This is a genomic window from Chryseobacterium sediminis (assembly GCF_008386505.1).
Lineage (GTDB): Bacteria > Bacteroidota > Bacteroidia > Flavobacteriales > Weeksellaceae > Chryseobacterium > Chryseobacterium sediminis.
Map to the genome: position 1 here is coordinate 1,872,670 of NZ_VUNZ01000001.1, position 22,578 is coordinate 1,895,247.

General features: G+C 36.9%; 23 protein-coding genes. 3 read left to right on the forward strand and 20 right to left on the reverse strand.

Annotated features, from left to right (window positions below):
* Positions 1 to 450 precede the first annotated feature (450 nt).
* From hemL to FW780_RS08505, 4 genes are all read right to left on the reverse strand, one after another.
* Complete coding sequence (gene hemL / locus FW780_RS08490) at positions 451 to 1,740, reverse strand: glutamate-1-semialdehyde 2,1-aminomutase (protein WP_149833190.1); 1,290 nt, start codon at positions 1,738 to 1,740, stop codon at positions 451 to 453.
* A 74-nt stretch (positions 1,741 to 1,814) separates the two neighbouring features.
* Positions 1,815 to 2,873, reverse strand: coding sequence for a glucosaminidase domain-containing protein (locus FW780_RS08495; protein WP_149833191.1), 1,059 nt, complete (start codon positions 2,871 to 2,873; stop codon positions 1,815 to 1,817).
* Between the two features lie 15 nt (positions 2,874 to 2,888).
* Positions 2,889 to 3,797, reverse strand: a complete 909-nt coding sequence (locus FW780_RS08500; RefSeq protein ID WP_149833192.1) for a 1-aminocyclopropane-1-carboxylate deaminase/D-cysteine desulfhydrase — start codon at positions 3,795 to 3,797, stop codon at positions 2,889 to 2,891.
* A 253-nt stretch (positions 3,798 to 4,050) separates the two neighbouring features.
* Positions 4,051 to 4,377: a hypothetical protein gene (locus FW780_RS08505; RefSeq protein WP_149833193.1), complete on the reverse strand. Its 327-nt coding sequence runs from the start codon at positions 4,375 to 4,377 to the stop codon at positions 4,051 to 4,053.
* A gap of 40 nt (positions 4,378 to 4,417) precedes the next feature.
* Between FW780_RS08505 and FW780_RS08510 the strand changes: the two genes are divergently transcribed.
* The 3 genes from FW780_RS08510 to FW780_RS08520 all read left to right on the forward strand — a co-directional run bounded on the left by FW780_RS08510 (position 4,418) and on the right by FW780_RS08520 (position 7,198).
* Positions 4,418 to 4,600 carry a DUF5522 domain-containing protein gene (locus tag FW780_RS08510; RefSeq protein WP_007842321.1) on the forward strand — a complete coding sequence of 61 codons (183 nt, stop codon included), beginning with the start codon at positions 4,418 to 4,420 and terminating at the stop codon, positions 4,598 to 4,600.
* Between the two features lies 1 nt (position 4,601).
* Positions 4,602 to 5,129, forward strand: a complete 528-nt coding sequence (locus tag FW780_RS08515; protein ID WP_047420971.1) for a DUF4136 domain-containing protein — start codon at positions 4,602 to 4,604, stop codon at positions 5,127 to 5,129.
* A gap of 278 nt (positions 5,130 to 5,407) precedes the next feature.
* Positions 5,408 to 7,198, forward strand: a complete 1,791-nt coding sequence (locus tag FW780_RS08520) for an endonuclease (protein WP_149833194.1) — start codon at positions 5,408 to 5,410, stop codon at positions 7,196 to 7,198.
* A gap of 195 nt (positions 7,199 to 7,393) precedes the next feature.
* On the opposite strand, the gene FW780_RS08525 is transcribed toward FW780_RS08520, so the two are convergent.
* The 16 genes from FW780_RS08525 to namA form a co-directional block, all read right to left on the reverse strand.
* Positions 7,394 to 8,113, reverse strand: coding sequence for a hypothetical protein (locus FW780_RS08525; protein ID WP_149833195.1), 720 nt, complete (start codon positions 8,111 to 8,113; stop codon positions 7,394 to 7,396).
* Positions 8,114 to 8,306: 193 nt separating this feature from the next.
* Positions 8,307 to 9,080 (reverse strand): hypothetical protein, encoded by a 774-nt coding sequence (locus FW780_RS08530; RefSeq protein ID WP_149833196.1) that lies wholly within the window; start codon positions 9,078 to 9,080, stop codon positions 8,307 to 8,309.
* Positions 9,081 to 9,084: 4 nt separating this feature from the next.
* A complete protein-coding gene (locus FW780_RS08535; RefSeq protein WP_149833197.1) occupies positions 9,085 to 9,453 on the reverse strand; it encodes a hypothetical protein in 369 nt (122 codons plus the stop codon).
* The gene (locus FW780_RS08540; RefSeq protein WP_149833198.1) at positions 9,434 to 9,994 is read right to left on the reverse strand and encodes a LemA family protein; all 561 of its coding nucleotides are present in this window, start codon (positions 9,992 to 9,994) and stop codon (positions 9,434 to 9,436) included. Before FW780_RS08540 ends, FW780_RS08535 begins: the two co-directional genes overlap by 20 nt.
* Positions 9,994 to 10,644: a hypothetical protein gene (locus tag FW780_RS08545; RefSeq protein ID WP_149833199.1), complete on the reverse strand. Its 651-nt coding sequence runs from the start codon at positions 10,642 to 10,644 to the stop codon at positions 9,994 to 9,996. Before FW780_RS08545 ends, FW780_RS08540 begins: the two co-directional genes overlap by 1 nt.
* Before the next feature lie 13 nt (positions 10,645 to 10,657).
* Positions 10,658 to 11,257, reverse strand: coding sequence for a hypothetical protein (locus FW780_RS08550; RefSeq protein WP_149833200.1), 600 nt, complete (start codon positions 11,255 to 11,257; stop codon positions 10,658 to 10,660).
* A gap of 5 nt (positions 11,258 to 11,262) precedes the next feature.
* On the reverse strand, positions 11,263 to 14,094 hold the full coding sequence (locus FW780_RS08555) for an OmpA family protein (protein ID WP_149833201.1): 2,832 nt from the start codon (positions 14,092 to 14,094) through the stop codon (positions 11,263 to 11,265).
* 11 nt (positions 14,095 to 14,105) lie between these two features.
* Positions 14,106 to 14,594 (reverse strand): DUF4280 domain-containing protein, encoded by a 489-nt coding sequence (locus tag FW780_RS08560; protein WP_077418171.1) that lies wholly within the window; start codon positions 14,592 to 14,594, stop codon positions 14,106 to 14,108.
* 29 nt (positions 14,595 to 14,623) lie between these two features.
* Positions 14,624 to 15,667: a hypothetical protein gene (locus FW780_RS08565; protein ID WP_149833202.1), complete on the reverse strand. Its 1,044-nt coding sequence runs from the start codon at positions 15,665 to 15,667 to the stop codon at positions 14,624 to 14,626.
* A gap of 50 nt (positions 15,668 to 15,717) precedes the next feature.
* A complete protein-coding gene (locus FW780_RS08570) occupies positions 15,718 to 17,130 on the reverse strand; it encodes a phospholipase effector Tle1 domain-containing protein (RefSeq protein WP_149833203.1) in 1,413 nt (470 codons plus the stop codon).
* Positions 17,131 to 17,161: 31 nt separating this feature from the next.
* Positions 17,162 to 18,139: a DUF2931 family protein gene (locus tag FW780_RS08575; protein ID WP_241676874.1), complete on the reverse strand. Its 978-nt coding sequence runs from the start codon at positions 18,137 to 18,139 to the stop codon at positions 17,162 to 17,164.
* Positions 18,140 to 18,203: 64 nt separating this feature from the next.
* On the reverse strand, positions 18,204 to 18,374 hold the full coding sequence (locus tag FW780_RS22365) for a hypothetical protein (protein WP_156106421.1): 171 nt from the start codon (positions 18,372 to 18,374) through the stop codon (positions 18,204 to 18,206).
* Position 18,375: 1 nt separating this feature from the next.
* Positions 18,376 to 20,307, reverse strand: a complete 1,932-nt coding sequence (locus FW780_RS08580; protein WP_149833205.1) for a type VI secretion system Vgr family protein — start codon at positions 20,305 to 20,307, stop codon at positions 18,376 to 18,378.
* Between the two features lie 149 nt (positions 20,308 to 20,456).
* Positions 20,457 to 20,861 carry a type VI secretion system tube protein TssD gene (gene tssD, locus FW780_RS08585; RefSeq protein ID WP_047378640.1) on the reverse strand — a complete coding sequence of 135 codons (405 nt, stop codon included), beginning with the start codon at positions 20,859 to 20,861 and terminating at the stop codon, positions 20,457 to 20,459.
* Positions 20,862 to 21,150: 289 nt separating this feature from the next.
* Positions 21,151 to 21,429, reverse strand: coding sequence for a DUF2752 domain-containing protein (locus FW780_RS08590; protein WP_149833206.1), 279 nt, complete (start codon positions 21,427 to 21,429; stop codon positions 21,151 to 21,153).
* Positions 21,430 to 21,458: 29 nt separating this feature from the next.
* On the reverse strand, positions 21,459 to 22,511 hold the full coding sequence (gene namA / locus FW780_RS08595; RefSeq protein WP_149833207.1) for an NADPH dehydrogenase NamA: 1,053 nt from the start codon (positions 22,509 to 22,511) through the stop codon (positions 21,459 to 21,461).
* Between the last annotated feature and the right edge of the window lie 67 nt (positions 22,512 to 22,578).

The following is a 22,578-nucleotide window of genomic DNA, read 5'->3' on the forward strand; positions in this document are numbered from 1 at the left end:
AAATTAAAAAGAAGTGTCTTGAACAAAGTGTATCGTTTATTACAAAATCTGTATGATTTATGCTTTGTGTTGATTAGGCATTCAATCCCCGGTTTATCTTTCCTTTACTACAATAAGGAAGACAGCCATCACAATTGTCATTCCGTAGGAATCCAAATTATGCTACTTACTCTGTTGAGATTTCTACGGAGTGATAAACTTTGCGGATATTTTTGTTAGAGGTAAACGGATCATTTATCATTTATACAGGAAGTATTATCAGGCTGCTTGTCCATTCCGTAGGAATCTAAATTATGGTGTTCTTTATACCGCCGAGACTCCTACGGAGTGACAAAGATGGTGCATAACTTTGGTTGCATAGAGTTTTTTATTGATCTCCAACCTTCCTAATTCAAAAATTCAAATCATTATGCATAAAAAAACCGGATCTAAAATCCGGTTTCATTTATATTATTTATTAGAATATTCAAATTTTCTTACAGCTTCCAGTGTCATATCAATTTCTTTATCCTTGATGGCATCACTGATGAAGTACGTTTCATAACCGCTTGGCGGAAGATACACTCCATTCTGAAGCATCTGGTGGAAGAAGTTATTGAACAATGAATGGTTAGCTTCCTGAGCCTCATCAAAGTTAGAAACTCTGTTGATATGGAAGAAAACAGACATCATAGAACCTTTTCTGTTGATTTTATGAGCGATTCCCTTTTCGTTTAAAATTTTTCCGATCTCAAAATCCAACGTTTCTGTTGTTTTATGCAATCTGTTGAAAAACTCAGGGTCATTTTTAATAAGCTGAAGGGTTTTTAATCCGGCTCTCATTGCTAAAGGATTTCCACTTAATGTTCCTGCCTGATAAACACCTCCTTTTGGTGCCAGATGGTCCATGATTTCGTTTCTTCCTGCGAAAGCTCCTACCGGAAGCCCACCACCGATTACTTTCCCGTAAGTTACTAAGTCTGCTTTTACATTGAAAAGTTCCTGCGCTCCTCCGAAAGCCAATCTGAAACCGGTCATTACCTCATCAAAGATTAATAAAGCACCGTTTTCGTCACAGATCTTTCTCAGGTTTTGTAAGAAGTTGTTTTCCGGCAGTACACAACCCATATTTCCTGCAACAGGCTCTATAATTACCGCAGCAATTTCTCCCTGATTGTGACGGAAAAGATCCTCAACCTGCTCAAAATCGTTATAACGGGCTAATAATGTATCTTTAGCTGTTCCTGCTGTTACTCCCGGAGAATTTGGATTTCCAAAGGTAGCAGCACCACTTCCTGCTTTGATCAGGAATGAGTCTGAATGTCCATGATAACAACCTTCAAATTTTACGATTTTATCTCTTCCCGTATATCCTCTTGCCAGTCTTACGGCACTCATACATGCTTCTGTTCCTGAAGAAACCATTCTGATCTGGTCAATATTCGGAACGTTATCAATAATGAATTTTGCAATTTCCGTTTCCAGTTCTGTAGGCGCTCCGAAAGAAAAACCTTTCTCTGCCTGTACTTTCAGTTCTTCCAGTACTTCAGGATGTGTATGTCCTAAAATGGCCGGACCCCATGAGTTGATATAATCGATGTAAGTATTGTCATCTGCATCGGTAAGGTAAGCGCCTTTTGCCGATTTCATGAAAACAGGCACTCCTCCTACGGATTTGAATGCTCTTACCGGTGAGTTTACTCCTCCCGGAATGTATTTGTAGGCTTCATCAAACAAAGCCGAACTTCTTTGATACTTCATATATACTTAGTTGCTGTTGGCAGTTGCCGGTTGGCATGTAGCTGTCAACGGTAAACTCTCAACAAAAAATTAAATTAGTTTCGTGGTTTTTTGTCTATTAAATAAATTAGCTGTCCTGCAGATGGTTTCTGTCCTTCATCCATTCTGTTTTTAGCATACAATTTATTTAATTTGATTCCGAATTTCTGAGCGATATCATGCATATCTTCTCCAAATTCTGCTTTATAAGTAGCTGTATTTCCTGTAGAGTTTTTTGATTCAAGGAAAACAATATCATTTTTCTTTAAGGTTTCACCTTCCAGTTCATTCCACTTTATCAGTCTGCTTTCGCTAACTTTGAATTTATTGGCAATGAATTTCACATCAGTATCTTCAGGAATTACGATATATTTCAGGCCGTCATTTGGATGGCTTTTGATAAGAATCGAATTAAGAATTTCAGCTTTCGTCTTGATTCTTTCCACTCTTTTTTGCTGTTGTGCATAAGAAGTTTGTTTATACGGAACTTCTACAGTAACCGGGTCTTTAGCTTTTTTAAGGGCTTTTGAAGGCTCAAGCTGTGCCATGAAAGTTCTGTCGTCTTTCAGATCCGGATACATTTTAAGTACAGCATACAATACCTCATTAGAACTGGTATTGTCGAATTCATATAATTTGTACTTTTCAATTTTGGTGATAAGAATTGAAGCATAACGTGGGTTGGTAGCATAACCCGCTTTTTTTAAGCCGGTAGCCCACGCTCTGTAATCTCTCATATCCAGTTTGAAAAGATTTGCATAATATTTTCTTGTGGATAAAAATATAGAATGATCTTCATAAGACTGTCTTGGATCGTCATACACACGGAAGCATTCATTGGGTGCATCATCGGTATGTTTCATCGTTCTACCGGTCCAGTCTTCTTTACATTTTATACCGAAGTGGTTTTTACCTTCCTGTGCTAATCTGCTTTGCCCACCCCCGGTTTCCAATAATCCCTGGGCAAGGGTAATAGAAGCCGGAATTTTATATTTTTCCATTTCTTCTACGGCATATTTAGCAAACTTCTGAATATACTGATCTTCGGTTGCCCAAGTCTGGGCAGAAAATTTTGATAAAACTAAAAGGCTTATGGATAGGAAAAGTCTTTTCATGTTTTTCAATTTTACTTATATAATTAAATTTCTATTCTGTTTTTCTAAAAGCAGATTAGCACCTTCAATTCCCTGTAATCCACCAGTATGAAAGCATAAAACCCTGCTGTTTTCAGGAAAATAATCAGCTTCAATCAGTTCAAAAACTTTCTCCATCATTTTTCCTGTATATATCGGTTCTAAAGGAATACCATATTTCTCTTTGAAATCATTGATAAAACGGATGTTTTCATCATTTATTTTACCGTAACCTCCAAAACATGAATCTATTAGATTAAAATTCTGTTTCAAAGTTAATTCAAAAATTTTATTTTCCAGTGAAGTATCATTAACTACGTTAAATCCTATAACTTTCTGATTGTCTTCACTAAATTTTGAAATTCCTGCAATGGTTCCTCCGGTTCCAACTGCGGTGCAAAGATAGTCAAAATCTTTTGTTTGTTCGTTGAGCATCATTTTTACCCCTTCCACAGCTTCTTCATTAGTACCTCCTTCAGGCACTACCAATGCTTCGGGAAACTCCTGATAGAGGAATTCTGTCAGTTTTTCCTTATGACGGTATTCTTCGCGGGTGACAAATTTCAGGTTCATCCCATTTCTTTTAGCAAAAAGTAAAGTAGGGTTATCGCGCCACTTATTCTGCAGTTCTTCTCCTCTGATGATCCCTAACGTTGGAATACCTGCAAGATTTCCTACTGCTGAAACCGCTGCGATATGGTTGGAAAAAGCACCTCCAAAAGTAATAATATAAGGTTTATCCGGATTTTTTTCCAGATAGTAGTTCACATTGTAAAACAGTTTCCAGTATTTATTCCCTGAAATTAGCGGATGAATCTGGTCTTCCCTTTTAATGAAAAGTTTTACGTTTTTATGAATGGGAATTTCCTGAATAGAAACAGGTTCTTTGGGAAGTTGTAATAGCATTTCAGTTTTTAGCGGCTCAAGGTTTATTCTTTACAAAAGTAGGAAAAGATTTAGTGTTGTATGAGTTTTCTTTTTTCCCACAGATAACGCAGATTTACACAGATTTTTTTTGTTTTTTTTAAGTTTGGGCTAAAGCCGAATAAATTTGGAGTTATTTGATAAGCGGGCTAAGGCCAATTCTTAATATAGAGAACATTGAAGTTAGAACATAAAATTCCAAAAACTCGAATCCCGAATCCCAAAACTCATCATTCTAAAGATATTTCCTGAAGTTCCAGAATTTTCTTTTTTTAAGATAGTTCGGGTTATTTTCATTGGTATAGGCTTCTCTTTCAAAAGAGATTCTTCTGTAAGCCAGATAACCGTCTTTCAGTTTGAAAAACCAGTAATAATATTCAATAACATAGAAAATATAGAAGAAAATAATGAGCATTTCCAATTGTTGGCGTAAATGGATTTTTTCGTGATTGATCAATACATTATTTTCCTTATCTTCGGGTTTCCTAATGAAGATAAAGGGAAAGAGAGCAATGCCATTAATTTTTAATTTTTTTAAAGGCTTTTGGCATACAATTATCATAGTAACAAATATAAAAAGTTTTTTGACTAGCATTTAACTTATGGCCCATTATGACATCAAAGAAGGTGAAGACTTCTACTATAATGAACAGGGGTACAAGGTTTTTACAGAAAAATTCCATCTGAAAAGAGGATATTGCTGTAAAAGCGGCTGCAGACACTGTCCTTACGGGTACGATAAAAAGACTGATACATTCATTAAAAATGATAAAAAAAATAAATAAAATGAAAAAATATATTTTTATTTTGTTGGCATCTGCTACTTTAGGATTAACTTCTTGTAGCCCTTTTCAGGTACGTTCAGATTATGCTGAAACCGCCAATTTCAATTCTTTCAAAACGTATAAAATAAGAATTGATGATCTAAAATTGAATGATATTGATAAGGACAGAGTCCTGAATGAACTGTCAAGGCAGCTTCAAAGTAAGGGGCTACAATCCGGAGAAAATCCTGATCTGATTATCAATGTAAAAGCTAATCATAAAAAGGTTACGGATATCAATTCTTCTTCACCTTACGGAATGTGGGGATGGGGCGGACCATTCGGATGGGGCGTTGGAATGAGCAGAACGTGGACTTCAAATTATAATGAAGGCGCACTCATTGTAGACCTTATTGATGCAAAAACCAACAAATTGGTTTGGCAGGGTATCGGAAGCGGAATTTCTGTAGATTCTCCAAAAGCGAAACAGAGACAGATTCCGGAAATCATGGCCGAGATTATGAAAAATTATCCGCCACAAAGAAAATAAAATTTAAGTCATCCATTATATAAGCCAGTATTTTTTGTACTGGCTTTTTTTATGGGTAATTATTACGTTTTTCCAAAAGATACACTAAATTTTTACGGATTGATTTTGATAAGCGGGCTAAAGCCCATCACTATTAAACTAAAAAACAATCACTTATTAATAGACAAATAATTTATAAATCATAATTCATCATTACTAACATGTAGTACATTTAAAATTAACGCTTACTTAATTTTTTATTCACAAAAATGTGTTATTCTTGCTTAAACTTATATTATATGAAAAAAGTTATTTTATTTTCTGTATTTGCGGGACTTGCACACGCTCAGGCTCCAGCAGGATACTACAATTCTGCCAACGGACTGAGTGGCGCAGCGCTGAAAACTGAATTAAGCAGCATTATCACCAACGGACATATGGACAAAGGTTACAGTGGACTGTGGACTGCTTATAAAACCACTGATATTGATAAGGATTATGAAAATGATGGTTCTATCCTTGATATCTATTCCGAAAGACCTTCAGGAACAGATCCTTACAAGTATACTCCTGGGACTAACCAGTGTGGAACGTATTCTACGGAAGGAAACTGCTACAACAGAGAGCATATTGTTCCTCAAAGTCTTTTTAATGAAGCTTCACCAATGGTTTCTGACATTAATTTCATCAGAGCTACAGACGGAAAAGTAAACGGAATGAGAAGTAATTATCCTTTCGGAAAGGTAGGAAGTGCTACTTTTACTTCACAGAACGGATCAAAACTTGGAACCTCAGCTTCTTCAGGATATTCGGGGACAGTATTTGAGCCGATTGATGAGTTTAAAGGAGATGTGGCGCGTATGATTTTCTATTTTGTAACCCGTTACCAAAGTAAACTTTCTTCTTTCTCATCAGGAAACATGTTGGGAAGTTCTACATTCCCGGGATTACAGACATGGGAACTGAATGTTCTTCTGGCATGGCACAATCAGGATCCGGTATCCCAGGCTGAAATCAAAAGAAATAATGCTTCTTATACTTTCCAGGGTAACAGAAATCCATTTATTGATAACCCGAGTTACGTAAATCTTATCTGGGGTTCTCAACAGCCTTCAGGTGATACTCAGGCTCCAACCACTGCAACAGGGCTTACTATTTCAGGAAAAACTTCCAGCAGTATTTCTCTTGCCTGGAATGCCTCTACGGATAATGTAGGAGTAACGGGTTATAACGTTTATATGGACGGAAATCTGAAAACTACGGTAAGCTCAACCTCAGCAACTATTTCAGGACTTACTCCTTCTACTACTTACAGCTTCTATGTTGTGGCGAAGGATGCAGCAGGAAATTCGTCATCAAACAGTTCAACGGTTTCCGGTACTACCAATTCAGGAGGTACTACTCCAGCGACTAATTGTGCTAATGAGACTTTTGAAACAATTCCTGCAGCCAGCTCTACTTATTCAACCAAAACATGGAGCAATGGAGGGATCTCCTGGACTGCAACGGATGCAAGAACTGATCAGACTCTTAACAACAAAGCTATTACGGTAAGAAACGGATCTTTAACTTCCAGCAGTTCTGCAAACGGTATTGGTTCTTTAACCGTAACTACACAGCTTAAATTTTCAGGAACTAATGGTACTTTTGATGTAAAAGTAAACGGAACAAGCGTAGGAACTATTCCTTACAGTACTACATCTACAACTACTACCATTAGTAATATCAATATTTCCGGAAATGTAGTGGTAAGCCTGGTTAACAATTCATCAAGTAACAGAGTTGCTATTGATGATCTTGCATGGACATGTTATCCGGGAACATCTGCAAGGATGGCACAAACTACAGCTTTGGAAACCCCTGCAAAGAGTTTTAAAATTTCTCCTAACCCAATTACCAATCAGGAGATTTTTGTAAAAGGAGATCTTCAGAAGGTAAAAAAAGCTGAAATTTATAATCTTCAGGGGAAAGTTCTTCAGACGATTGATCAGCCTTTCAGAGATGGGAATTCTATTAAAACCAGGAATCTTGGTCAGGGAATTTATATTCTGAAACTGGATCAGACTACGATGCAGTTCCTTGTAAAATAATTCAAATATTAATTTTATATAAAATGCCGGTCTTTTTTAGACCGGCATTTCTTATTTTTAAAAACTCCTCAGATTTTGTTAATTGAATATTTTTTAACGCAGAGGTTTTATTTTTAGAGAGCAAAGAAGAATCAGCAAACTGATTTGACTAAGCGAATACTCTAATTTTTTTATTTATTTTATCTTAATCTAATTTTAGTTCAAGGAAATTTTATCCAGATCCGGATATCCTGATCCTTTTAAAAGGTCTTTCCATTCTTTATTTTTGAAAACGAAAAGATTACAGCGGTATTCATCAGGTCTGTTGTCTATTTTGGTTTCGCAGTAGTAATAGAGCATATCTTTGTTTCTCCAAATAGCCACTTCCTGTCTGAGTTTATTTTGAGTCTGAATAATCTCATTATCTACAACTTCCGATTCAAAACCTTCATGTATAGTATCAAAACTAGGTTTCTGAAGTGTTTTGTTCAGATTATCCAGAAGTGCAGTTTTTTCCTGTTCTGTATAAATATCAAGCTGGTACATTCCCAATTCATCTTCTTTTTCATTGGCAAGAGGACCAATTTCCTGATCTACTTTTCCAAAGTGTAAAATTACTTTATTGGTATTTTTATTGTTCTTTCCTTCCAGATCTATTCCGTTGAAGTGTAATAGTTCTTTTGATGAAAAAGCCAGTTTTTCATTTCCGATGAGGGTCACTTCGCTGGTACGTACTGCTTCTTTGGCTGTTGCTCCGGCAGATTTTAAAATATCATTGATGTTCTGTCCGGTTTTAAGTTGGGCAAGATTAAAGGGTTCTGTCTGCGTGCTTCCCTGGGTTTCAACAAAAGCCTCAGTATCTTTATTTTTCTGATGGCCACATGAAGAAATTCCCCAACAGATCATTGGCAGTATTATATATTTCAATCTTTTCATAATGTTAGTGTTAGTATGCGGTTCTCAATAATAAAACAGAAAAAAAGGGATTCAAGTATCTGGAAAATGTTTTTTTATCAATTTTTCTTTTTTATTATCTTCCTACGCTGATCTGTTTTTTTATTCTTACTGCCTGTATTTTGTATCATGGATCAGATCTCTTATTCTTTTCACAGAAAAGAATGCTGCAACTTTATATTATTTCAAATTCTTCTTTTCCTTCAGGGATATAGAATGAAATATCAAGCATGAGTTCTTCTTCTGTTTCCGGATTTTCCAGGTACAATGCAGATTCTCCGTTTACCTTTTTTAAAAAAGCCACTCTATTCTCGGCACATACAAACATAACGGCATCTTTAGAAACAGGCTGTATTTTAAATCCTGATTTGAAGTCATTTACAAGATCACTGAAGCGTTCTTCTGATTCTGCTTTTGACAGATACATAGAAGCCGCCATATTTTCTTCTCTTCTGGATATTGATTTTTTATAATCCTCAAATTTATTTTCCCTGATCAATCCTGACACCTTGTCGTAGGCCTGTTCCAGTTTTTTTCTACTGTCTTTAATATCCTGCAGGTTTCTTCCGTTCTGCCATGCAGCCAGTTGATAAGGAACTTCTGCCTTAAAGGATCCGACATGTTTTATAACCTGTTTCTTTTTATCTTCTATGGCTTCAGACTTAAAGTCTCCGAACTGCTGATCGAAAACAAAATCATTAGCTACATCAAAAAGTTTAATATTAAATTTTAATTCTGATTTAGGGTGCAGCTCCATGTCACCAATATTTGGTAAAATAGTGGCTGATATAGATTGAACACCACTTTTCAGTATTGCAAAATTGATAGGAATATTAGTGGCAACCTGGCCCTCAACATTCATGTGAATAACAGGATAATCATTAATCCTTATTTCAAATAAACAGGCAGATGCGCTGAAATCGATCATATAATAAGGTTGTTTTATCATAATTTTAGTTTTTAATGATTTTAGACCAGTCAGTAAACATTTTACTGATCGTATTGGTATTTATTATGCTGAAACAGAACATTCCTATAAGAATAGCCGACCAGCACCAGGCAAGTTTAACTCCGTTTTTGTCTGTTATAAAGAAAAGAATCAGCATGGTAACTGTTCCAAAAAAAAATGTAAAAAGCAAGGTGTATAGTAGGGCCTGAATAATATACATATTGAATTTCAGCTTTCTGAAAACCCATCCTATGATACTGATCACCATTATCAGCCCTATAGGAAGAAGCATTGCTCCAAACAGAACAACTTCTGGTTTTTCCATCAGTATATTTTCATACCCGAAAAATGTATTAAAACTGAACTCCTTCATACTGTTTTTCCTGATTTGTAACTTCTAATAGGGTCTTGTCATTATATCCGAGCATTTTTGCTAATATAACATTGGGAAATTCATGAATTCCTATGTTATAAAGATTTACACTGTCATTGAAAAATTCTCTTCTGTCTGCAATTTTATCTTCCAGTCCGGAAACTCTTTTCTGCAGTTCTAAAAAATTATTGTTGGAAAGTAGATTCGGATAGTTTTCTGAAACGGCAAAGAATGATGACAGCGCCTTGGATGTCTCATTGGCCAGCTCTGTTTTTTTATCAGAATCATTTGTACTGTTATAAAAAGTTCTAAGTTCGGTAAGTTTGGTAAGCAGATCATTCTCATGGGCCATAAACTGCTTGGCTACATTGACAAGGTTAGGAATTTCATCTGCTCTCTGTTTCAAGATAACGTCTATGTTTCCATAAGCTTTTTCTACATTGAATTTCAGCATGACAAGCTTATTGTATAAACTGATAAAAAAAGCCAGAATAGACAGGATAAGAAATACAGCGATGACGATGGCTACAATCTGATTCATTATTTTGATAAGATTAAAATCATTAATATAAGTATGATGATACAGGTGAATAGAAAAGACCTCAAAAGGGGCTGGTATTTATTCCATATCGAAATTCCTGAAACAGTGGTGATTCCTAAAAGTTTATGTCCTGTATCTTTTCTGATAAAAGCTTCTCCGTTTCTGGAATCTGCAGCACCCACCAGCAGCATTTCCTGCCCGGATTTCAGCAATGTCTCCTTATATCTTTTCTGTCCGTTATAGCTTATATTTGTTTCTTTGATGAATATAAGTTCTATTCCTTCCGGATGTATTTCAATTATTCCCGAATCATCCTGCATTTGAAAGACATTACACTGGGTTTCTTTATGAATTGTTGAATAAGAGTTTCTCCCTTCTTTGTCTTTTGTAACATCTTCAATGGTGTAATAATATCCTATGCACTCTTCTCTTGAGACAGGTGAAATCAGAGGTTCTTTCATAATAAGTTTTCCCTGGATTTCCACCAGCCCCATTGCCAGTGATTTTATTTTGGATGTAGGCAGCGATGCCTGAATTCTTAAAAACCTTTTTCTTGAATTGGGAAGCAGTAAAACAACCGCAATGACAGAAAGTATAACCAGCGGTAAATATGTCAATACTTTTTCTGCATAATAATCATAATTATCCATCAATAAGAATCTGCTATGGAGTATAAGTTTTTAAAAGATGTGAAGCTGCAGTCTCCTGCCCGTCCGCTGTTTTTACCTGATTGTCTACAATATACAGCACGGAAGAAGTGTTGGGTTTATTATTGGTGTATTCATAATATTGTACCAATACCATGGTTTTATCTTTCAGATTCCAGGAATAGGCTGCATTTCCTAATACTTTTCCTTCGTTGTTCTTTGCGGGAATTCCGGCCAGTACTTTAGGATTTTTGTATTGTGATTTCAGGTAAGCCAGAAGATCATTTCCTGCTGCGGTGTCTTCCAGTTCTATTTTTATTCCTTTTGTAAGGCGTTCTGTGGTATTGTTTATTAATAATCCTACTGCTGAACTTTTCACATTGTTTTCTTTATGTTCGGGAAAGGTTATGTTCCCGAATTTAAATCCGGCAACGTCCTTGGTATACGCTACAGGCAATGTAGTTACAATTTCTCTTGCTTCTGTCTGATACTTAGTATCTTTTAAAACTTCTTTATACCCTTTAGCAAAATCTACTTTTTCCAGGTCTGTCTTTTGTTGTGACTGGCATGATACACACATGATAAAACACAAAATTATTAAAACTATCTTTTTCATATTATCTAATTTCTTATTAACGGAATATCGGCGCTAAATCCGAAAAGTTCTTCGAGACTTTTGATGACATCAAATTTAGGTACAATTTCGTTAAATTTTCCTTCTGCGATGATACCTTCGTCTTCTGAACTTCCTTTAAGTTCTGCCGGCTTTTTGTTTCCTCCTCTTGGTATTTTCTTTTTTGCTGACATTCCTACTTTCCCTTTGATGACATATTCAGCATTAAGGCCGTCAAATCCTAATTCCGGACGGTAATTTAATCCTTTATCATCAAATTTCACACCATGTCCGAATGTAATGGAAGCTGACCCCTTTCCGCTCATTTCAAAATATCCTTCTATTTTGACAATCACAAGATTGGCTTCTGCTTTTGCCCAAACGCCTGCTTTTAATTCAATCTTAAGGGTATTCTTTGCTTCTATTTTGCCTTGTTTGTCTCCTTTTTCACTTACTGTATTAAATGAAAAACCAACCGTTGTCTTTATCTCACTTGAAATGATAAGATCAATGTAAACATCTGAACTCAGTTTTGCCCCGAAATCATCATTCCCGAATTCCACGCCGGTGTTCATCTGGTCTTTGATTACTCCGTATAATCTTACGGCTCCCGGTGCTGCTGTTCCTCCGCTCACTGCTCCTGCAACAAGTCCTACGGCTGTACACAGAAGGTCAACTGTAACTTCTAATCCTATCAGAGGTTCGGCATTAAAGGATATATCTACTTTTGTTCCTAATCTTTCTATCTCTGTATTTTTCTGTTTGGCTCTTTCTAAACACCATTCTCCTTTGAGATTAATATTAGGAGGTTTAATGGCAAAAGTTACCGGAAGTCCTTTAAAACCGATGTTTCTGACCTGTCCTTTGGTTTTGTTGGTAATACCGTCAGACATGGCTCCAAGTGAACCGAAAAGGTCATACAGTTTTTTGAATTTTGTTTCGTATTCTCCTTTCAGTTCTTTACTTTTCTGATAACTGCCACTTCTGTTTTTTTCCCATTCGCTTTTAAGACTGAATCCGAAAGAGGCGTCTTTTTGCTTCCATCTCCTCTCGGCTCCTATTTTACCTGCTTTGGCCTGTAGATCTTTATGTTTTGCTGCCGGTTGATTCTGCCATTTTACACTAAGCTCATTGGTAAGATTCACAAAAAATGTCAGTGTCCATTTAATATCCGGATAAGCCTTTATTAATACCGTAGTGCGTTTTTCATTACTGAAATATCTACAGGTATGTGCGTGCAGATGGAACTGGTTTGGATTGGCCCACATAGGCCAGATGTATTGTATAGGCATAGTATCAAATTTGGATAAATCTGAATACACTCCGTAATTGAATGAGGGTGTGGTAAATGTTTTCACCGTATCTCCCTTGTCTATTGCCTGTCCTACGTCTACAATCAGAGCTTGTTTTTTATGTTTTCCTTTACTGGCTCTGAAGCATTCATTAGTCTGAAAACCTGTGATATCAATTGTAAGATCTTTTTTGGTAGATACACTAGGTGCTGTTACTTCGTAATTAACAGTCTGGGCATCATGGGCGTTAAATATAAATGAGATATCTACTCTACGGTTGTTTTCATAGTCTTTCTCGTCTTTATACTTAATGTTATCTCTTCCTTTTTTATCGTCTGTAGGATCTACTTCTCCTTTTCCTACAGAGATTATTCTTCTGGGATCCAACCCTCCGTCTGCAAAGAATTTTTTGACAACGTCTGCTCTTCTTTGGGAAAGTCCTTTATTGTAATTTTGTTTTCCAATCACACAGGCATAGCCACTGAGATTCATGGTGGCATCTTTATGTTCCAGAAGGAATTTGAGAACATTATTCAAAATGGCTACCCCGTCTTTATCTATGACGGTAGAATCAAATTTATAAAAGATTGTTCTCTGAATATGCTCCTGCAGTGCAGGGGATTGTATTTGTTTTACACCTAACCCGTTATCAAAAACCTTAACCGTTGTATTATTGGCTTTCCCGTCTTTTATTTCACTTTCGGTGATTTTGATGACTTCAAATTTGCATGGTTCAAGCCTTACAGAGTTTACATCCGGCTTATATACTTTGGTAGGGGTCTGATTTTGGGCTCCGTTGGTATTGGTAGTGACTACTTTACTTTTTACATTCAGATAGATGGCGTGAAGATCATCACCAAGCTTATCTTTAATATATTGTTTTGATGCTATATCTTTTACTTTAACATAAAATTCTTCTACATTTTGGATATTGTCTACAGCGGCCATCCAGGCGAAGGTATTTTCTATCTTCAGATTCACTTCTCCGTCTATTACCTGCACATTGTTGTATACATGAACCAGCTTATCTTTTTTTGCAGTCTGCTGGTTCCACAGCTCTATAATCAGTAAATTCCCGTTGAGTCCTTCTGTCATCAGATTCAGGTGAACAATGTGTCCGTAAGAAATATACTCGGTCTTTTTATTGTTTTTTATGCTTTTGCTGTTTTTTTGTGTGGACCACTTACTGCTTACAATTTTGGGATCACACCAGCCTTTTACATACAATCCTGTATTGTTTTTAGTATCTCTTACTCCTGAAAGACTGGCTTCTATATAGAACTGATAGCTTCCGCAGTATTGTTTATCTATTAAAAATTTATACCCGCCTGCGGAGGATATCTGATTGATAATAATTTTCCTGCTGTTATTCTGCCTCATCCAGATAAGAGGTTTCTTTTTGTCTGCATCGGTAGTGCCTGGCAGCCATTCACCCACTCCAAATTGCACCCACTGATCAGGCTTTATGGTAACCCTTTGTCCTAATACAGACATTTTAGGATAATAAAGTCCACTTACAACTTTTATTTTTTTAACGCCTTTTGCCATTTTTTTATCATTTAGATTGCACCATCCTGCCCTCCTCCTGAAGGCTGTTCGTTATACATTTCTTCAGAGTCTACCAGCGGATTGATCTGCTGCTGGACGTCTTTATCTGCATTTTTAAAATTCTGCTGGCTGGCTTCTGCTCTTTGCCCGTGGTCTATAATCTCAATGCATGGAGTTCCGGCAATAGCACATACGGCTTTGCTGTCTTCTACAATGATATATCCGCCATTGCTGAGCTGTACTTTATCATAAAACTTCTGCCATTCTGTAACCATAATCTTGCAGGGTGGTGGCGGAACTCCCATTTTGGTACAGTTTCCGAATGTATTTTTTTCAAATGTGGCTGCTCCTATTTCTTTCGTGGTGACGATGAGCTTTTTGGAAGCGCTTTTATCATTGGCATATTCTTTTTGGTGTGTAAGTACTTTCAGCTTGTCCGGAGCCTGCCCGAACTGGCATTTGCACATGGCGCCCTGTACTACAATATGTTTTTCTGCCATATTAATTTTATCTTTAGTGAAATGGTAATTTAGTTTTCATCAATTCCTGAAACTGATACTGAAATCTTTTTTTCTTCCTGCAGCATGATACTGCATTCCAGGTAAAGAGATTCCGGAAGTGAAGTTTCTCCTTTCATATAGCTTATGAGTCTGAAAGTTCCTTCTTCATTCATTACAGGTTCGTCTTCTATAATCAATGAAAAAGGTGATCTTCTTATGAAATCATCAATGTCTCTTTCTTCATATAATTTCCCTGATCCTTCTATAGTGATCAGGCCTGTTTCTCCTTTTAGCGGGTCTGTTTGCAGTGTGATCTTGTATCTGGGTTCAATTGCATTGTCTACTACCGGAAAAGCTGTCATTATTTCTGTTTTATAATCCGGTCCGAAACGTTGGTACATCCCAAAGAACAGGGCACGGATGAAATAATCATTTTTAAGGTAAAGATCTATTGCTTCAGGCTGGCTGATCACTTTTTCAATCTTTCCGCAGTATTCATCTACGGTTTCGCCTTCAAATTCTTTATACAATTCTTCTTTTACTGCCGGCCATCTTTTGATAAATACCTCAGCATTTTCAACTGCTTCCAATTTCCCATGTTCATCAGTACTGATCTGTAGAGGGTACAAAATCTTAGAGGTCCTGTACGCCAGCAGATCTGCAATTTCATTGACTTCTTCTTCATTGAGATAAAGGTTTGATGTTCTGTCTATCTCAAAAAAATGGTGTCCTTTCTCCGTTTTCAGCCAACGGACTGATGTTTCATATTTTAATTCGCTTTTGTTGTCTCCTTTTTCTATGGTGATGACAACACTGTATTTTCGCACTGTTGTTTCCGGCTGAAAAACAATGCTGTTTCCTCTTCCGAATTTTACCAGATTGTTTTTATCTGCAACTGCTGTTCTCGGAACAAAAAGTTCTTTCTGCCCATTAAGGTTGATCAGGATCATATCCTTAACAGCGCAGTGGTTATTATGGAAGAGTTTTAATGCATCTTTATCCAACCCATACAGCGAAGCTATACTTTTTAAAGTTTCATCTTTCTGAACGGTATGTATGTTATATTTCTGCATAAAAATGTTCCTGCTTCAATTTCTTTCTTTGTATAAATCTTATTAAAAGTTTAATGGATAACCCTTGTTCTGTTCGGTCTCGGATCCATCCCTATTTTTTCTCTTCTTGCAGACCAGTGAAGGTATTCATGACGAAGCTTTCTTAAATCATTCTGTTCCTTTACTTCTTTCTGATAAGCTGCCTGACGGTCTTCCGGAACTTCGTTTCCTCCATAGGCATCTCTCAGTTCTTTATAATGTCTGAAAGAATAAGGTTTGCCATCTCCCATTACATAAGTTCTGAGACGGTCTTTTATTCCTATTAAAAACTGATCATTCAAAATGGAATATTTATCATCCGTCATTTTTTTTAAGGTGATAGGAAGGTTTTTATCAATGCCATATTCCGCCATAAAATGCAAAGGAATATAACTGAAAGTCTTCAGCAGCATGCGTGTTCCTCTTAGTGATAAATAGAATCCGGGGGTAATGGTGAGCTCATCTTTATGATACCAACCTTCATTTTCAAGCTCTGTTTTTAATGCTTCCAGTTTGCTGCTGGTAGTCCATGACGTTTCCACTTCTTCCCATGTTTCCCTTCCGTTTTCATAGGCTCCGCCCACATCACAGTGTACACCTGGAAATGTCTTTTCAGTTCCTATGTGTACTCTTGTAAGGTCAAAGTTTTCTCTGTGTTCATCGGTTGCAACAAAGTGAACTACAGTCTGCGCTTTTCCAATTTCATTCAAGCTTAATTCTTCTACGTCATTGCTGAAATTGGGCATTGGTGACAGATATTTTGAATAGGAAGAAACAGTATCGTAAATTCCCAGGAATCTTACTTTTAAAACATCTACCTTTAATCCGGCTTCTTCAAGTTTAAGACCTAAATGCCCCCATTTTGGAAGTTCTTCCGAAGCAACACTTTTCCCGTCATCATCTGAATAGGTTGTCACCGAAACAGCTTCATTGGCAATTGTGCGTGAAGTGGCTTTATACTTTGCTCTTCCTATTTCGTATACAAAATTACGGGCGGCAGCTGCTCCACGGCTGAAACCGAATACATCAAAAGTAAGCACAGCAATTTTATCGGCCTTTTTTTCTGCTTTAATGGTTTTCACCTTTTTCACAATTTCTTCACAGCCTTTTCTCACTTTCGATCTGATTCCCGTTTCTCCTGTTCCAAAAGCATATCCCAACGTAGCATCTCCTTCTTTATCCTGAGTACCGATACCTTCTATATAGATTCCAAAGTTTTTATCATAGTTATCCCACATGCGGGCCACATTACTCCAGTCATTGTTATAACTGGTATTGTCTGTAGCTTTACCACCATGTTTTTTGTGGGCATCAGTTTCGTTCTTTCTTTCGTCTGTATTGGTTTTATTATTCAGGGTTCCGTCAAAAAAAATCCCAATGGTAATATCCAGTACTTCCTCTTTGGATACAGATGGTGTATAACTTCCAAATTGATTGTTGTGCATAGTTCTTGTTTTTAAATTGACTGATTGAACGCTATGATTCTATCTTTCGGGATACCCTTATTTTTGCTTTGGTAACAGCCAGTTTTTCTTTTTCAGATTCTAAGGATACCAAAACATTTGTATTGTCTTCATTAACTTTAATGGTAAGATTAATGTTTTTATCCTTCCCGAGTTTCTGAAACAAATCAAATATTTCTTTATCATCAAAAGAGTCTATCCATACTGCATATCTGTTGTTATTTTTATCTTTCCAGTAAAAACCGCAGAATTTTGGTACGGCTCTGCTTTTATAGGTATTATCTTTTAAACTCTGGTCAAAAAGATTTTCCTGTTCTCCGTTATAATTGGTAAAACCGAAATCTATCCATGTTGCTCCTTCCGGAAGAACTACTGAAGGTTTCCAGTTGTATTTCTCTCTGTATACATTATAGATGTCAGCAGCAGGATATCCTTCTTTTTCAATTTTCTCACGCACTTCCGGCTTGAATGTCTTATAAGACGGATCTTTCAGCATTCTGTCTGCAAAGCCTTCTGCCAGCATATACTGAGCATTATCGTATGCTTTTTCTTTGGTAATAACAGTATCATGAGCCTGGAAAGCGCCTATTTCTTTCTGGTTTCCTGCTCCTTTCATCCAAAGGACAACTTTTCCTAACGGGGCTAATCCTACAACAAAGGAATTGTAGGTAGATTTCTTTTTCGTATCCTGATCTACAAATCCTTCATCAAAAAGGCTTTTTATCTTTTCTTTATCCAGATTCCATTTTCCGGTATAGAATTTTTTTTCTACCAAAGAATACCATGTGAATTCCAGTTCATGGGGAGCATTCATTCTTTCCGTGGTTACATTCATCGTTCCTCCTTCTTTCCCCCATCCTGTATTCTGTGTTCCCCAGATGGCATCAAAGCTGTAAGTAAAACCATCAGCAACAATAGCTCCTTCATATACTTCCATCGGATATTCCTGTGGGGCAGAAACGGTTCCCAGCCAATTGTATTTTTCTTCCATTTTTTTATTCTGACAATTCGTTAATGAGAAACAGCATACTATAAAAAGAATCAGTATGTTATATTTACTTATGACCATGGGACATAATCTTCTTGTTACTCGCTAAAACAAGATTATCTCTGTGTGCTTCCACATTGATTTTCTTTGCTATTTTTTCAACCTTTTTTCCTACGCTCAGATGATAAGAATCTTTAACTGTGATGCGTAGATTCGTTGCTGTCTTTATAATGGCCATATCAGAAAAGTTTTGATTTTTCAGCACTGTTGAATTCTACGATCTTTCCACTCTGCATGGTCATATTTTCCAGTTCGCTGAACATAGAAATTTCACCTGCTATTTCATTGGATGTTTCAGATTGTCTCTTGAATTCTTTTTCAATCATTTCTGTTCGGGTATCGGAAGCTTCTGTGATATCTCCCGAAGCCGTAAGTTTCATATCTTTTCCTGCAATAGAAATAATATTATCATTCGCGGTACTGGTAATGCTTGCTCCTGCTCCTATCGAAATTTCTTTTCCCGCTGTGATATTGATATTGTCACCGGCATTTAAAGTAAAGTTTTTAGGCGCTTTCATGCTGATATTGCCCTGTCCATCCATGAAATAAGTATTTCCGCTCGGATCAAGAATGGTTACGCTTCCTTCTTCATCATTCATTAAAATTCTGATCCCGCTTCTGGTTTGAATTGACTTAAGGTGATTGTTTACCCCACCTCCTAATGCAATACCTCCATGGAACATTCCTCCCATTACGAAAGGTCTGTCCGGATGGCTGTGAACAAAGTTGACCATCACCTGATCTCCTACTTCAGGAATGGCTACATAACCGCGGTTTTGGGTAATCTGATCTGTTCCTCCTGCATCAGGACTCATCATACGGATAAAGTGGGTGGTATCATTGGTCTGCCAGTCAAACCTCACCTGTATTCTTCCCTGTCCTTCCGGATCTGTATTGGAAATTACTGTTGCAGTCTGTGGTTCCGCCTTTGGAATAATATATTCCGGTTTTGGAAGAAATCCTGTATCTGCAGCTATTCCTATGAAGCTTCCATTATAATGACCTATTGTGTCAATTTCATGTTCTGCTTCTGTAATCATTATTCTGGTAAAATAGGAGGTTTCATTAGAATCCTGTTTACGCATCTGTACATCTGCCACACAACCCGGGTGCAGGAAAGGAACTGTTGTATTTCCTGAAATGGAAAAAACGTTGACCGCTTCACTTCCTGATGCACTTTTCTGAGAATACTCTACGTCAAGGTGTGTGGTAGCCTTAATGGGGGCCATTTGTAAAGCCGGAGTTTTATAAATAGACTCGTTATGACTGTATGCTGTTTTTGCCAGATCGCCCACATGTTTGATTGGTGTTGAACCGGAAGTCAGTCTTTCATTTTTATTACTGTTGTAGCCGTAGAATTGCGGCTTGGTATGTACAGCTTTTAATTCCACTTTTATATCATTGGCACTGCTTCCGTAAGTAAGGGTTATGGGCTTATTCTGAGCAGGAAGTTTTCCGAAGTGCAAAACTTCACCGTCATAATAGAACTGTTCACCATAAGCTTCAGCCATTCTTGCCAGGTAGTTATAGTGGGTTTCATCATACTGGCTGCTATAGATGATCTGGGAATAGTTATTGGCATCTACCCTGATATCAAAACGGCTTTTGTCAATACCCTGTTTAATCACTTCTTCTGCAATGATTCCTACATTTACAGACTGCGCACCTCCAAAACTCTGGATATGTGGCGCTCCGTCAAGGAGAATGGTAGGGCTGTATCCTGTAAGGACAATATTACCTAAGCTCATTTTTTCCTGGCTGAATCCTACTCCGGTAATCACTCCTACAAAGGTTCTCTCCGGGCTGTTGTCTATATCTTTATAGGAAATAACAGCGGTAAGTCGTTTTCCAAGAAACTTATTGGCTTCTTCCAGTGAGTGGGTCTGTCTGTCTCCCAGGGTATCATGTGCCAGTGTCAGCGTAAATTCGTGGTGTCGTCTGGTACTTTGTTTAAGCTTAAAATGTTTATAATACTTGATAATTTTCCCTTCTATAACAAGAGAAAGTTTTACCAAACGGTTGATACCTGTATGATGGTTTTCGGAAATACCATCTGCATTCTGCGTCGGACGAAAAGACGTCGCTTGTGATTTTCCAGGTGTATTTGACATATTTTTAGTGATTTGATTATTTTCTAAACGATTATTCAACGAGGCGGGAATTTAAAAATAAAAACAAAAAGCACCCACTGAATATAGTCTAAGGTAAAAAAAGACCGTCTTATTTAAGGACAGTCTTTTATTTTTTACTCATGAAAGACCTAGCTCATTGGCCAAAGTCCGTCATAAGATGAGTTTCCATATGTAATGCTTTCAGCACTTACTACAAAGCTGATCAGCATATTGTTGCTGTCCACTGCATCAAAGTCTACTTCATGCTGGATAACATATCCGTTTTCCCACTTTAAAGAGATTAGTGTTCCTTCTTCGTGAGATTTATTAAAGTTTATTTCTCCGTTTGTAGGCTTATATTTGCTGTTCAGTAAACTTTCTAAAACATCAGATTTTTCTGTTGCTTCAATGGTTACTTTAATCAATGCATTAGACGGATCAGACGCTACACGTCCTGAAATGTCTGTAGATCTTGATACGCTGTAGTTAAGCTTTAATAACTTTTGACCTTCCCCTCCATTGAATTTTAAGATTCCTCTTGAATTTCCTGCCATATTCTTAAATTTTAATCATTAACAACTGTTCCCTGATATAGGATTTATATAACAAAGATAGAGTTCATGTTCTAATTTAAAAAGTTTTTGTGGCACTGTTTTATAAATTGTAGTAGTTCTACGACATTTTCGAAATACCGTATTCAAAATTAATTTTAGAATTTCAAACTAAATTACTTTATTTTTCATTGAAATTTTTCTACAAAACCCTTTATAATCCCATATATAAAGGAAACCAAAAAAACAATCACTTTACTTGATATCAATTATTTAGCATTTTTTTGTGAAATCAATAATGCTTATATCCATACCCAATTACCATAATAATAAGGTTAATGATTACCAGTCCCATTAAAATATTGCTGTATTTTCTTTTTTTGTCTATAAAGCTCAGGCCCAGAGTCAAAAAAAACAACAATAAGGTATATACGGCAGGATACATTTGAAAAGCTTCAGAAAACTTTCCTTCAAACACCATTACAATTGCTCTCTGGGCACCACATCCCAGGCATTCTACTCCAAGGAATTTTTTACTGGGGCAGGTAAGCATGAAGTCTTCGATATCCATTTTTGTAATTTTGAAAGCTGTTTCCAGAATTAGGAAGAGATTTTGGCTCTGGTATACTGATGCGGGAAAAAGCAGTCTTCCTTCATTTCAAAAGACCCCTGAACAGCGATATATGGGTTTCTAAGAATCTCTCTTGCTACAAAAACAAGGTCTGCATCACCTTTCTGAAGGATTTCCTCAGCCTGCTCTACTTTGGTTATTAATCCTACTGCTCCTGTCTTTACACCGGCTTCATTTCTCACCTGTGACGAAAAAGGAACCTGATAGCCATCGAAAACCGAGATTTTTGCACCATGAATATTTCCACCACTGGATACATCAACAAGGTCTACAGAATGTTCTTTTAAAATTTTTGCCAGTTCTACACTGCTCTGGATGTCCCAGCCGTTCTCAGCATACTCTGTTCCGGAAATTCTTACAAAAAGAGCCGTATTTTCATTCAATTCTTCATTAACAGCATCTACAATTTCAATCAGAAATCTGATTCTGTTTTCAAAGCTTCCTCCATATTCGTCTGTTCTGATATTGGAAAGCGGTGACAGAAACTGATGAATCAGATATCCGTGCGCCCCATGAATTTCAATAATATCAAACCCTGCATCCACTGCTCTTCGGGCAGCTTTTCTAAAGTCCTGAACCAGTTCTTTTACTTCATCGGTACTTAATACATGTGGAATTCTTTCTGTGGGATGATACGGAATAGGGCTTGGGGCAACGGTTTCCCAGCCTTCTTCAATAGAGATCTGCAGGTTATTCCATGTGGAGCCTTTTCTTCCGGCATGAGCGAGCTGAATTCCAATTTTGCTGTCAGAATTTTCATGTACAAATTCTACAATTCTTTGTAATTTTTTGGCCTGTTCATTATTCCAGATTCCCATACAGTGATTGGTGATTCTTCCTTTTGGAACTACTCCTGTAGCTTCCACAATCAGTAGACCTGTACCGCCTTGTGACCTGCTTCCGTAATGTACAAAATGGAAGTCGTTAGCTTCTCCGTTTTCACATGAATACATGCACATAGGTGACATTACCCATCTGTTTTTCAACTCTACATTCCTGAATTTTATTGGTGTATATAACATGGTATCTTTTAAAAAAATTGAACTTTTTAACGGAAGAATAAAATATTGCCCACCTCATTAAAAAGAA